Origin of the sequence: Thermosynechococcus sp. OHK43, from assembly GCF_014466085.1 — a bacterium.
GTDB lineage: Bacteria > Cyanobacteriota > Cyanobacteriia > Thermosynechococcales > Thermosynechococcaceae > Thermosynechococcus.
Window position 1 is genome coordinate 1 of the sequence record NZ_JACOMP010000092.1, and the last position, 12,495, is coordinate 12,495.

A 12,495-nucleotide genomic window follows, 5' to 3' on the forward strand; every position below is an offset into this window, starting at 1 on the left:
GCCTGCCCATGAGCACCCACCTGCCGCAAATTCCCCACAAAGAAACCATCCTTCCCCATTTAGCAGATGTGAGCGACCTCGCGCAGCAGGTCGGGGCAGTCAACACCGTCTATCGCAGTGAAAAAGGATGGGTGGGCACGAATACCGATGTGCATGGCTTCTTGGCACCCCTGCGGCAACAATCCTGCCTCTGGTCGGAAATGGCTGTTTTAGTCTTGGGCTATGGGGGGGCGGCGCGAGCCGTAGTCACTGCCTGTTATGACTTGGGCTGTCGGCAGATCTATATCAGTGGTCGCCAAAGGGAACGGCTAGAGGCCTTTGTGGCCAGTTGGCCACAGATTCCCCTCCATCCTATGCCTTGGTCAGAGCGAGCCACTTGTTTGGCGAAAATCAGCCTGGTGGTCAATACCACTCCCATTGGTATGGCCCCCCATCCTGGCGCCACCCCCCTAGCAGCCGAAGACTTGGCAAAACTACCCGCCACCGCCATTGTCTATGACCTCATCTACAAGCCTCGCCCCACCCTGCTTTTGCAATTGGCGATGGCACGGGGACTGCAAACCTTCGACGGCCTTGCCATGCTTCTCCATCAAGGAGCGGCAGCCTTGGAGTACTGGATTGGCCAACCCGCCCCCACTGCCATCATGGCCACTGCCCTTGAAACGGCCCTAGGGATGGAGAAATAACATGGTACCTTGGCGGTCAGAACTGATGTGGTTAGCCGTGGTGTGGCTGGTGTCGCTCCTTATTTCCCTAGGGATTAAATTTGCCGCACCCCTCTATCCCTTGCCGCCAAGTTTCGGTGTGATTGCCTTGCTAGTCCTTTTACCGGCAGCGTTGATGGCGATTGTTTTACTGACCCTCAACCAAAGCGATAGCCAAAACCCCGCACCGTAAGAATGTACTGGGGATGACTGGGATCGGTTTCAATTTTCTCCCGCAGCCAGCGGATGTGGACATCAACCGTCTTGCTGTCGCCGATAAAGTCAGGCCCCCACACTTGATCTAGCAATTGCTCCCGTGGCCAAACGCGGCGGGGGTGGCGCATAAACAGCTCGAGCAGTTTGTATTCTTTGGGGGAGAGATTGATCTCCTCGCCCCGCAGGGTTACGCGGCATTCTTGGGGATAGAGACAAAGATCACGAAAGCGGAGCACCGTTAGCGCCGTGGACGGTTGAATTTGTGTCCGCCGCAAGAGGGCACGGCAGCGGGCCAGCATCTCCCGCATGCCAAAGGGCTTAGCCAAGTAGTCATCGGCACCAATTTCCAGGCCGACCACCCGATCAATTTCACTGCCTTTGGCACTGATCATGAGGATGGGGACGGTGCACCCTTCCCCGCGAATGATTCGGCATAGATCGAGTCCATTAATACCTGGCAGCATCACATCTAGAATGATGAGATGTATCTCTGCATCTTTAGGGAAGCTGTCCGTCAAGAGATAGTTATTCATCAGGCTGAGGGCTTCATAGCCATCGCTGGCCACAAGGGTATGGTATCCCTCCTCCTCCAAAGCAAGCACAAGGGTCTCGCGAATTAGGTCTTCGTCTTCAATTACCAATATGTTGGCAAGGGTAGTTAGGGGGATACGAGAGGCCTCTGGTGGTTCGGCAACAGTCTCGGTAGAGAGCATAGAAAACCGGCATAGTGCTTGGTTGGCTTTATTCTATCACCGAGATCTGCTGTCCCTATTCGTTCTTAAAGTTCATTGGACCCTTGTAGTTACTGAGCCGGCTCAGTTCACTTAGCGATCGCGTGCCGGAATAAAGCTGATCATGAATTTCCCATGTGGGATAGCCCTGAATGCCCTTGGCGCGGCAGCGTTCCACTTGGGGATTGGCACCATTGGGGTCACATTCCACATAGTTGAGTTCGCGTACCGCCTGCTTGCCAAAGAGTTCCTTTTGATCGTGGCAGTGGCTACACCAATAGGCGCCATACATAACCGCCCCCACCTGGGTTAAGTGGCGCGCTAAGGCCATTTCTGCAGGACCTGAAGTATTGACAACGGGAATGCCGGGGCCGTCGGTGTTAGCCATGCGCGCATTATAGATGCCAAAAACAGCCACGAGCGTAATAACCGCAACAATCACGCCGTTAAAAAAGAGTTGGCCGCGATCGCGCCACTCATGACCGACAATTGTCAAGAGGAGCAAGGTGACGCTAAAGACGGCCGAGGCAATGCAATAGAGACAACTGGCTTTAATTTCGGTGACCAGAATGTACATGAGGTAACCACTGAAGCTGGCCATAGCCATGGCCCCCAGAAAGAGCAAAAGCCAAGTGGTGCTTTCAACTTGACGGCGCAGTTCTTTCTGCTGGGGCTCCTTCAACAGCAGTGGCAATGCTGCCAGAGACAGCATTCCTGTGTAGGCCACAAAACCAAGGAGGGACAGGGGAATACCAAATACAGTTGCCCACGGACTGTTGAGGACAATATCACAGCCGGAGGTCGGGCACGCTACTTCCTGATCGGTCAATTTAACGAGCGTCAGATAGGCCGTTACCGCCATACCCGCAAGCGCAACCCCACCAATCAGCCACCGCGACCAACGATAGATCCAAGGGGTAGAGCGTCGTCGAACCATTGGTGAGCCTCAGGATTGAATCACTTAATTGATATCATCATACTAGCGAGTAGAGAGCACCGCTTGGGCATTGCGCCGCCATTGTTCCGGTTTGATTCGCCGCAGCGCCGAACCGCGGGTCAGCTCGTCCCACGTTTGCTCGCTGAGGGTAGCGAGTTCTTCGGCTGTAGTGTTGAGGAGGGGCGATCGCGCCCCAAAGTCAGACACATCCGTCGGTTGGGCAAAGCGTTGATTCCACGGGCACACCTCTTGGCAAATGTCACAGCCGGCAACCCAGCCTTCTAAGTGAGCAGCAATTGCGGCGGGGAGTTCGGGGGCACGGTTTTCAATCGTGTGGTAGGCAATGCAGCGGTTGGCATCCACCACATAGGGTTCGACGATGGCACCGGTGGGACAGGCGGCCAAGCAGCGGGTACAGGTGCCGCAGTGATTCGTGTGGGGGCGATCGCCCGTTAACGCCAAGGTGGTAATTAATTCCCCCAAGAGAATCCACGAGCCATACTGCCGTGAAATCAGATTGCTGTGCTTGCCGATCCAACCGATTCCTGCTTGTTCTGCCCAAACTTTGTCCTGCACAGGACCGGTATCCACATACCAACGGTAGTTCATCTCAGGTACCTGGGACTGAAGCCATTGCGCCAGTGCTCGCAAGCGTTTTCCCAAGACCCGATGGTAATCTCGCCCCCAGGCATAGCGGGCAATTTTCACCTTAGGAGGGGGCTGGGGATGCGGCTGATAGTAATTCAGGGCAACGGCAATGATCGATCGCGCTCCCGGCAGGACAGCTTGAATCTCCTGTCGGCGGGGATTGGCCATCCATTCCATGTCCGCTTGAAATCCTTGGGCTAACCAGCGCTGGAGGGCAGCCACTCCAGAAGGATGGTCATCCGTATAGGTGCGCAAATCCACAATCCCCACCCGATGGAACCCCAACTGATGGGCAAATTCCTTAATCGCAGCAGCACTCACCATAGGGAAATCATATCTCGCTCCGCAGAAAAGGGCTGTAGGATGAGGTTGCACCGTTTGTTGAGGGGGTAAGCAGGAGGAATGGCAGAGACACCGCTGGTTGCCATTGTCATGGGCAGTGATTCCGATTTGCCGACCATGCAGGGGGCGATCGCCATTTGTGAGCGCTTTGGCATTCCCCATGAAGTCGCTATCCTCTCAGCCCACCGCACTCCCCTTGCCATGGTGGAATTTGCTCAAAATGCCCATCAGCGAGGTCTAAAAGTCATTATTGCCGGTGCCGGGGGCGCTGCTCACTTACCGGGCATGATAGCCTCCCTAACCCCCCTGCCCGTGATTGGCGTACCCGTGCCGAGCCGCCATTTGCAGGGGGTGGACTCTCTCTACTCAATTGTGCAGATGCCGGCCGGGATTCCCGTTGCAACAGTTGCCATTGGCAATGCCCAAAATGCAGGCCTATTGGCGGTCCAACTGTTGGCCAGTCATGATCCAACGTTGCTGGAGCAAGTGCTTGCCTATCGTCAAGAATTAGCAGCCACTGTGAGCGCCAAGAATGAAAAACTGCAAACACTGGGGGCTAGCGCTTATCTGAAACAGCAGTAGTCCCTGATTCAGATCGGAAGGAAGAATCCGAGAGCCTTGCTTTTTGCAGATTATGTTTAAAGAGGGGGAGAATGCGGCAACATTGATCGACAAAACTCACTAACCACATTTCCAACTGCTGCTGTTGGCTTGAGTTGACCAAAACCTGCTGAGGCGGTAGAGCACCCTGGTAGGTAATGGAACCGTCATCGCTGACAAGGAAATCAGCACACCAGCTACTAGGAGGGCGCGAGGCTCGCCAGTAATTGGCAACAATTCTACTGCCTAGATACTTTTGAGCTACTTTGCTAACGCGATTCAAGTGCTCCAGCACCTGAGCCAGTTGCAGCGGAGCCTGAGCAGCAGAAGCGGCGATCATCTCAGAGGGCGCAACCTCTGTTGGTGGCGTCACCCCCAAGATATGGAATAGTTTTTGTTCTAGGCTTTTTCGCTGCACAGAGGCATCCAAATTCTCCGCGGCAGTGCCACTGAGGGAGCGGTGCAGGCGCACAATCATTTCCACTGCTGCCAATTCTGCAGGAGCTAAAGATTCGAGGCGAGCAAGAATATCCTGCTCCCGATGCTGCGCTGCTTTTTCCAAATTCTGCTCTAGCCACGCCAATGGATCGCTGCCTTGATTGAGCAAACGCAGGATGTAATGCCGAGTCATTGGCGTCAGTGGGGTTCCCATAGTTCTTGTCTTGCTCTTGTTTCTCTGAGGGATTCACGTGCTTAGTTGCCATGTTAGGGGAGATAAGAAATTTATCAACCCGTAACCCCAAAAATTAGGGGGGCAAGAAGCGTTGGCGCTCTAGTTCATCCCCGCGCTGGGGATGAAATTAAAGTAAAATATACGTACTCGAATTGATTGTGCTGCTTTCCCGATCGCCTGCCGCCATGAACGCTTTTGCACCTAGCTTGCCGACTGATATTGAATTACCCGATTGGTTAGCGACGTGCCTGCAAAATCCAAATCCTGAGAATGGGGATGATTTGGTCTGTCGAGCGTTTCAATTTGCCTATGACTTGCACCAAGGACAGCGGCGGGCTTCAGGGGAACCCTACATTGCCCATCCTGTGGCAGTGGCGAGTATTTTGCGGGATTTAGGGGGTGGGCCAGCCCTCTTGGCGGCGGGGTTGCTCCACGATGTGATTGAGGATACCGCTGTTACAGCAGAGGAGCTAGAAGCAAATTTTGGTGCTGAGGTGCGGCGACTGGTGGAAGGGGTCACCAAGCTCTCGAAATTTAACTTCTCCAGTAAAACGGAGCGGCAAGCGGAAAGTTTCCGGCGAATGTTTTTGGCGATGGCGCAGGATATTCGTGTCATCGTCGTCAAGCTAGCCGATCGCCTGCATAATATGCGCACCCTTGAGTATCTGCCGGAAGATCGCCGCCATGCCATTGCCCAAGAAACCCGTGATGTCTTTGCTCCCCTGGCCAACCGCCTGGGGATCTGGCGGATCAAGTGGGAGCTCGAGGATTTGGCCTTTAAGTACCTGGAGCCAGAGGCCTACCGCCGCATTCAAGAATTGGTGGCCGAAAAGCGCGCCAATCGCGAGGCACAACTGCAGCAGGCCATTCAAATTCTTCAAGAGCGGTTATCGGGGATGGGCTTTGGCTACCTAGAAATTAGCGGCCGTCCCAAGCACCTCTACAGCATCTACCAAAAAATGATGCGGCAGCACAAAGAATTCCATGAAATCTATGATATAGCGGGCATTCGCATCCTTGTAGCCACAAAGGATGAGTGCTATCGTGCCCTTGCGGTTGTCCATGACTGTTTTCTTTCGGTGCCGGGGCGGTTCAAGGACTACATTAGCTTGCCCAAACCCAACCAGTATCAATCGCTGCACACCGTCGTTATGGGTCTCGGGGGGCGCCCCTTGGAGGTGCAAATTCGCACCTTGGCGATGCACCATGTCTCTGAGTATGGAATTGCTGCCCACTGGAAGTACAAAGAAACAGGTCAGTCCTTGCCGCAGCAGTGGAGTGTCCAAGATCAAAAATTTACGTGGCTACGCCAACTGCTGGATTGGCAAAATGACCTCAAGGATGCGCAGGAGTATCTTGACAGCATTCGCGATGATCTCTTTGATAAGGAGGTCTATGTTTTTACACCCCAAGGGGATGTCCTTGCCCTGCAACAGGGGGCAACGCCCCTTGACTTTGCCTACCGTATTCACACCGATATCGGCAATCACTGTGCTGGGGCACGGGTGAATGGTCGGATGGTGCCCCTAGATACCCCCCTGCGCAATGGCGACATTGTGGAAATTCTCACTCAAAAAACAGCTCACCCCAGTTTGGATTGGTTGAACTTTGTTAAAACAACAACGGCACGCAATCGTATTCGGCAGTGGTACAAGCGATCGCGCCGCGATGAAAACCTGCAACGGGGACGGGAGTTACTAGAGAAAGAACTGGGCAAAGCCGGTTTGGAAGCACTCCTGAAGTCACCGCAAATGCAGCAGGTGGCAGAGCGCAGCAACTACCAAAGTGTGGATGACCTAGTGGCGGCCCTGGGCTATGGTGAAATCACGCTGAATCTGGTGGTGAATCGGCTGCGGGCAATTACCCTGGCACGTCCAGAGACAACCCCACCGGAACTGCCTTCGGAATCTGCCCCTGTTAACCGTGTACCAGCGACCACCAAACCCACTGATTCCCCGATTCTAGGGGTGGAGGGCTTGGTTTATCACATTGCTGGCTGTTGTTGTCCTGTGCCCGATGAGCCGATTATTGGCGTGGTGACGCTGGGCAGTCGGGGTATTTCCATTCATCGGCAGGGCTGTAGCAGCCTAGAGGCGGTGTCGAGCGATCGCCTGATTCCAGTGAGTTGGAATACCAAAGTCAATCCACACCGTCCCCAAACCTACCCTGTGGATGTGCAAATTGAGGTAATTGATCGCGTCGGTATTCTTAAGGATATTTTGACCCGTTTAACCGATCATCAAATTAATGTACGGCGAGCCAATGTCCACACGCATCCGACGGGCACGGCAACTATTGATTTGTGTATTGATATTGTGAATGCGAAGCAGTTGGATCGTATCTTGGCGCAAATTAGAAAAATCACTGATGTCCTCAACATTCGCCGCCGTCAGCCAACGGAAGTCAGTTCTCCCTAGGTAGGATCGTCGGCTCCCAGCCCCCCAAGGACGATTCAGGAGACGATTAAGGAAATGCGTTTGTGACATCACTCCTTCTGGAACCCCTACAGCAGTACCCAGCGGAAGCCCTTTCCCCAACGTTGGTTGCCCTGCAAAAGACGCAACAAGTCTTGCCACCGCCTCATCCTGTGTGGTTGATTTCTACTAGTGTCTGGCAACAGTTGCGCGCTGGCGCCATTCCCCTGTGGCAAGCAGCCTGCGATCGCTGGCAGGAGCGACCTCCCACTGCGGCGGATTTCAAGGCACTGGCTCTGGAGATGACCGATCAATTACCGCCCTTGGATGTGGGAGAGTTAGAAACAATTTTTGCTGAGTGTCATCACTTTTGGCAACAACAGGGGGGAGACTCCCATCTGGTTCTCACCACCTATCTTTGGCAGGGTGCTGTGGACTTACCTTGGGGGCTAGGTCGTGGCACAGTCTTAAACCGTCCCAGTTTGCCCCTGTGTCATCAGGTGATCGAAGCTGCCTTTGCTGCCCTTGTTCAAGCCAAGAATCTCTATACCTATTGGCAGCAGGGATGGGATTTTTGTCAGCTCAAGGGGGTGATCTTGCTTTACCCCCTAAGTGCCATTGTTGCTTCAGGTTGGTGGATAGGGAGGGAGCCAACGTTGAAGGCGATCGCCAGCGGTGTGGCTCTACCCCATCAAGGCATTCCCCTGTCCCCAAGGGGAATTGAGCTGACGCCCGCAGAGGAGCACCACTTGCAGCAGGCCTGTCGCGGGGCAGCGTCCCATCTCTGGCTTTGGCATCGCAGCCAGACACAGGTTTGGTGGGGACAGTGTTTGCCGGAGCCTCTGCCGGTTGCCCCCTTGCCGCAGGCGGTGGAGCATACTCTACTCGCGCAAGGAATTCCCGCTGCTGGAGGGCAGGCGATCGCCCCTGCCATTGTGGTCACCGACCCCTGTGCCCCGGCTGCTGTGGCTGGACGGATTTTGGTGACCAAAAGTATTCCTCCCCACTGGTTGCCCCTCGTGAATGCTGCCGTTGGTGTGATTTGTGAGCAGGGAGGGCTAACGAGCCATGGGGCAATTCTGGCACGGGAATTGGGACGGCCAGCGGTGGTGGATGTGGCCAATGCCACACAGCAGATTCGTTCGGGAATGACACTGTTTCTTGATGGTCACCGGGGAGCTATCTATCAACTGCCCCCAGAGCCATTGCCGGTGGTGGCTACCCCCCTTCCGCAAACGCCCTCACCCCCGGCGGTGAAGCAATTGCCCTTGCAGGTCATGGTCAATGTGAGTCAAGTCAGTGCCCTACGACTATTGCGATCGCTTCCCTGCGATGGCATTGGCCTGTTGCGCTCAGAGCTGATGTTACTGGCTTTTTTGGAGCATCGCCATCCCTGTCATTGGTTGGAGCAGGGGGAAGCTGAGCAGTTGCGCGATCGCTGGGTGCAGCACCTGGGTGAATTTATGCGGGCGATCGCCCCCCGTCCCCTCTTTTATCGCACGTTGGATTTACGGCCAGCAGATTATCGGCAACTGTTGGGGGGACATCGCTTTGAACCGGAAACAGATTGGGGGCTGCGGGGCGTGAGTCGCTATTCCCATTGTCCGGAACTATTTCACTTGGAGCTGTCGGCGCTGGCGATCGCCCACCGTTTAGAAACCTGCCCTTTACGCATTGTTCTGCCCTTTGTCCGCAGTGTCGGTGAAGTGGTCTACTGTCAAAAAGCACTTGCGGAGCATGGTCTTACACTCAATGCGGGTGTGGAATTGTGGGTGATGGCGGAGGTGCCGGCTATTCTATTTTTGCTGGCTGATCTAGCCCATCTTGGCGTTGCGGGAATTACAATTGGCACCAATGATCTCACCCAACTGCTCTTGGGCATTGATCGCGAAACGGCCCTACCCGAATTAAATGAAGACCATCCTGCCGTTAGGGGGGCGATCGCCCAACTGATTCAAGGCGCCAAAGTGCATCATTTAGGCTGCAGTCTTTGTGGTGAAGCCCCCGCCCGCTATCCCCATTGGCTGCCGTGGTTAATTGACTTGGGCCTTGACAGTATTTCCGTGAGCCCAGAAGTGGTTAGCCAAGTGTTGAGTTACCTCTAGGGCCCCTCTGCCGACTATCCCCCTGGGGAATCTGACTGGATGGCTGCTTAGAAGCCGTAGTGCTCAATGGCTTCCAGAATCCCTTGGGCATAGTGACCCTTGGCAAAGTAAATGTGGGGGCGATCGCGCAGCTTTTCCAATTCCGGACTGTGATTGCCCACAACAACAGCAAGGGTATTCCCCGTCAGCATTTGCTCGTCATTGCCAGAATCGCCAGCCACCAACAGTTTTTGCAGCGGATAGCCCCACTTCAGGGCCAGATAGCGCAGAGCATCGCCTTTGGAAGCACGTAGGGGCAAAATATCCAAGAACTGATTGTGGGAGAAAATCGGCCGACAATGGAGTTTCTGCTGCCGCAGCAGCCGCAGCACTGGTGTAATGCTGGGGAGAACAGTGGTGTCAACGTTGTAGCTAATTTTGTGGGAGCGTTGATTCTCAGGGGGTTGCAGCCTTAGGCCGGCCACAGCGGCGAGGGTGTCTCTGACCCGCTGCGGTTCCCAGCGATAGCTAATGTGCTGCTGCCAACTGGTGTCGGGAACCAGGTGCGGGCCATAGTAAATTTCACTGCCCACGGATGTAATTAAAACATCGGGGATGGGCACCCCCCATTCATGGAGCACCTCTAGGGTAATTTCTAGGTGACGCCCCGTTGCCACCCCAAAACCCATTTCGGGACGGCGTTGGAGAAGGGTTAATAGTCGCTCAAGGGCCGCGCGATCGCCAATCAAGGTATTGTCAATATCACTAATCAACAGGCGTTCGAGGGTGAGCAGGCGGTTCCGTGTCAGGGTGGTTGGCAGTTGATGAGTCTGGCACTGAAGCGGTTGCCGTTGCACACTCAACACGGGCAACACCGATTTTGCCGCCAGTTGATCAAGGGCCTGCAAATACGTCTCCACATGACTGCGCCAAGAGTAGTGGGCCTGTACCCCCTTCAGGCCATTGTCTGCCCAAGTCTGCCACTGACTATCGCTTTGAAAGGCTTGATGCAGAGCGCTGCGAATTGCTTCTAGATCAAGGGCATCAAAGAGCAAGCCATTGCGACAGTGGCGGATAATCTCCTGCGGCCCGCCATCCGCTGTGGCCAAAATCGGCAATCCACAGGCAGCCGCTTCAATGAGGGTCAGGCCAAAGGGTTCCGTCAGCGCAGGATTGATAAAAACCCCCCGTTGCTGCGCGGCTAAACGGTACAGATCGGGGACTTCATCACTCGTGTGGGTTTTCGGATAGGCGACTTTGCCATAGAGATCATAGCGATCCACCAGCAAAAAGACTTCCGTCAATACTTGGCGAGGGCTGGCCTCCATCTTGCTAATATCGGTGCGATTGCCGAGAACTAAAACGAGATTTGCTCGCTCCTGCAAAAAGGGATCGCTGCCATAGACCTTGAGCAGGGCAGCCACATTCTTACGTGGTACTGGTCGAGAGAGGCAAAAGATAAAGGGCTTTTCCGGCTCCAGCAAAAAGCGACGCAATTCCTTGCGAAACGGTAAATCGGCTGGAACCGGGGCTGGATAGAAGCGGCTGGTATCTACCCCCGGTGGAATCACGGCCATCCGTGCCGGGTCGTATTGATCGTAGAGGCGATACTGCTCTTCGACTTCCTGGTGGGTACTGGCAATAATGAGTGCGGCACTGGCAAGGGTTTGTTCTTCGGCTTCGATGCGCGTCGTAAAGTGAAACTGCTCTTCAAGGGCATCGGGTTTACCGCCCTGGGCCAGGAGTCGCTGTTGCTTGACCCGTCCGAGGGAATGCCCAGTGTGCACAAGGGGAACCCCCAACCAGCCAGCCACACGGCAGCCCACATAACCCGCATCGGCATAGTGACTGTGGATGACATCGGGCATGCGCCCACTTTGGCGGAGATGGCGCAACAGTTCATCGGCAAAGACATCTAGATAGGGCCAAAGCACTTCTTTGCGCAAATAGCGGCGCGGACCACAGGCCAGACGGACAATGCGGGCGCGATCGCTAATTCGCTCAATGGGCTGGGCATAGTCGGGACTGACCTTGGCATCGGGAATTAGACGAGTGACCAAATCCACTTGTGCAACACGGGGATGGGCTGCAAGGGTTTTTGCCAGTTCGACCACATAGCGCGTTTGTCCTCCCGTATCGGCATCTCGCCCCAGTTCAAGGCGATCGCCCCGAATCAAACCATGAATGCTGATGAGGACAATGTATAATTCCTCTTGCATAGCCGCTCCTTACTTGGTGCCCAACAACCCAATTGGGGATCATCATCACCCTACCGAAAACCATGAGTATTGTCCAAAAACCCATGGCGGCAATCTCCACAGCAATTCATCTCAAAGAGGTCTCCTTTGGCTGGTCGCCAGAGGTTTTAGTGCTGGATCAGGTATCGTTAGAAATCCCGCGGGGGCAACTGTGGATGCTCCTAGGCCGCAATGGTAGTGGTAAGTCAACACTGGTGCGTATTTTGGGGGGACTTTTGCAGCCCCAAAGGGGTGAAGTCTATGTAGAGCAGCCCCTTGGCTTTGTCTTCCAGAACCCCGATCACCAACTGGTGATGCCGAGTGTGGGTGCCGATATTGCCTTTAGTCTCAATGGTGAAGCTCTGAACTATTGGCAGGTGCGTGAGCGCGTCAGTGCTGCTCTGCAAGCGGTAAATTTACAGGGGTTAGAACGCCGTCCCATCTATGCCCTCAGTGGTGGCCAAAAACAGCGGGTAGCTATTGCCGGGGCGATTGCTCGCCATTGCCGGGTGCTGTTGCTCGATGAACCCACGGCACTCCTTGACCCCGATAGCCAGCGGGAACTCTTGGGCTATGTGCGCCAACTGGTCAACACTCAAGGGATGACGGCGCTGTGGGTCACCCATCGCCTCGATGAACTAGCGCAAGCGGATGGTGCCATTGTTCTCGATCGCGGCAAAGTGATTGGCCAAGGGGCACCCACCGATATGATTCCTCTGCTGCACGCTTGAAGAGCCAACCGTTCCTTCACCAAAAGCGATTTTTCAAACCGCTGGCCCCTGCTTTGGCTGCTATGATCAAAAACTAAAGATATAGAATACTTGCATAGGAATTCACCTGTAGGATTGAACTGTTGCATTAGGAGCGATCGCCATGACTGAACCCCCCCCAAACCCCCCCCCCCCACCA

11 protein-coding genes are annotated in these 12,495 nt (G+C 54.7%); 6 read left to right on the plus strand and 5 right to left on the minus strand.

Features of this window, described 5'->3' with window-relative positions:
* Positions 1-686: shikimate dehydrogenase (locus H8Q75_RS03910; protein ID WP_297040684.1), on the plus strand; the 686-nt coding region annotated here is incomplete at its 5' end.
* A gap of 1 nt (position 687) precedes the next feature.
* The gene (locus H8Q75_RS03915) at positions 688-897 is read left to right on the plus strand and encodes a hypothetical protein (protein ID WP_024125981.1); all 210 of its coding nucleotides are present in this window, start codon (positions 688-690) and stop codon (positions 895-897) included.
* Here H8Q75_RS03915 and H8Q75_RS03920 read toward each other — a convergent pair.
* Genes H8Q75_RS03920 through queG form a run of 3 tightly spaced genes read right to left on the minus strand, consistent with a single transcriptional unit; the run spans position 863 to position 3,560 of the window.
* Positions 863-1,633, minus strand: coding sequence for a response regulator transcription factor (locus tag H8Q75_RS03920; RefSeq protein WP_297040687.1), 771 nt, complete (start codon positions 1,631-1,633; stop codon positions 863-865). The genes H8Q75_RS03915 and H8Q75_RS03920 overlap by 35 nt on opposite strands.
* Before the next feature lie 55 nt (positions 1,634-1,688).
* Positions 1,689-2,588 (minus strand): vitamin K epoxide reductase family protein, encoded by a 900-nt coding sequence (locus H8Q75_RS03925; RefSeq protein WP_024125979.1) that lies wholly within the window; start codon positions 2,586-2,588, stop codon positions 1,689-1,691.
* A gap of 42 nt (positions 2,589-2,630) precedes the next feature.
* Positions 2,631-3,560: a tRNA epoxyqueuosine(34) reductase QueG gene (queG, locus tag H8Q75_RS03930; protein ID WP_041429330.1), complete on the minus strand. Its 930-nt coding sequence runs from the start codon at positions 3,558-3,560 to the stop codon at positions 2,631-2,633.
* A 78-nt stretch (positions 3,561-3,638) separates the two neighbouring features.
* Between queG and purE the strand changes: the two genes are divergently transcribed.
* Positions 3,639-4,160 (plus strand): 5-(carboxyamino)imidazole ribonucleotide mutase, encoded by a 522-nt coding sequence (gene purE, locus H8Q75_RS03935; protein WP_024125978.1) that lies wholly within the window; start codon positions 3,639-3,641, stop codon positions 4,158-4,160.
* Here the strand turns inward: purE and H8Q75_RS03940 are convergent.
* Entirely contained in the window at positions 4,135-4,809 is a 675-nt protein-coding gene (locus H8Q75_RS03940) for a hypothetical protein (RefSeq protein WP_041429328.1), read from the minus strand. The two genes, purE and H8Q75_RS03940, sit on opposite strands and share 26 nt — an antisense overlap.
* A 227-nt stretch (positions 4,810-5,036) precedes the next feature.
* Here H8Q75_RS03940 and H8Q75_RS03945 point away from each other — a divergent pair, with 227 nt between their 5' ends.
* Positions 5,037-7,268: a bifunctional (p)ppGpp synthetase/guanosine-3',5'-bis(diphosphate) 3'-pyrophosphohydrolase gene (locus H8Q75_RS03945; RefSeq protein WP_041429968.1), complete on the plus strand. Its 2,232-nt coding sequence runs from the start codon at positions 5,037-5,039 to the stop codon at positions 7,266-7,268.
* Positions 7,269-7,330: 62 nt separating this feature from the next.
* Positions 7,331-9,370, plus strand: coding sequence for a putative PEP-binding protein (locus tag H8Q75_RS03950; RefSeq protein WP_297040693.1), 2,040 nt, complete (start codon positions 7,331-7,333; stop codon positions 9,368-9,370).
* Positions 9,371-9,417: 47 nt separating this feature from the next.
* Here the strand turns inward: H8Q75_RS03950 and H8Q75_RS03955 are convergent, their stop codons facing one another.
* Positions 9,418-11,568 (minus strand): HAD-IIB family hydrolase, encoded by a 2,151-nt coding sequence (locus H8Q75_RS03955; protein WP_297040696.1) that lies wholly within the window; start codon positions 11,566-11,568, stop codon positions 9,418-9,420.
* A gap of 62 nt (positions 11,569-11,630) precedes the next feature.
* Here H8Q75_RS03955 and H8Q75_RS03960 point away from each other — a divergent pair, with 62 nt between their 5' ends.
* Positions 11,631-12,317 carry an ABC transporter ATP-binding protein gene (locus tag H8Q75_RS03960; RefSeq protein WP_024125973.1) on the plus strand — a complete coding sequence of 229 codons (687 nt, stop codon included), beginning with the start codon at positions 11,631-11,633 and terminating at the stop codon, positions 12,315-12,317.
* Positions 12,318-12,495 lie beyond the last annotated feature (178 nt).

Bases quoted from the DNA above. Each gene is read 5' to 3' on its own strand.
- H8Q75_RS03915 (WP_024125981.1), top strand. From the start codon at position 688: ATGGTACCTTGGCGGTCAGAACTGATGTGGTTAGCCGTGGTGTGGCTG.
- H8Q75_RS03920 (WP_297040687.1), bottom strand. From the start codon at position 1,633: ATGCTCTCTACCGAGACTGTTGCCGAACCACCAGAGGCCTCTCGTATC.
- H8Q75_RS03925 (WP_024125979.1), bottom strand. From the start codon at position 2,588: ATGGTTCGACGACGCTCTACCCCTTGGATCTATCGTTGGTCGCGGTGG.
- queG (WP_041429330.1), bottom strand. From the start codon at position 3,560: ATGGTGAGTGCTGCTGCGATTAAGGAATTTGCCCATCAGTTGGGGTTC.
- purE (WP_024125978.1), top strand. From the start codon at position 3,639: ATGGCAGAGACACCGCTGGTTGCCATTGTCATGGGCAGTGATTCCGAT.
- H8Q75_RS03940 (WP_041429328.1), bottom strand. From the start codon at position 4,809: ATGACTCGGCATTACATCCTGCGTTTGCTCAATCAAGGCAGCGATCCA.
- H8Q75_RS03945 (WP_041429968.1), top strand. From the start codon at position 5,037: ATGAACGCTTTTGCACCTAGCTTGCCGACTGATATTGAATTACCCGAT.
- H8Q75_RS03955 (WP_297040696.1), bottom strand. From the start codon at position 11,568: ATGCAAGAGGAATTATACATTGTCCTCATCAGCATTCATGGTTTGATT.
- H8Q75_RS03960 (WP_024125973.1), top strand. From the start codon at position 11,631: ATGAGTATTGTCCAAAAACCCATGGCGGCAATCTCCACAGCAATTCAT.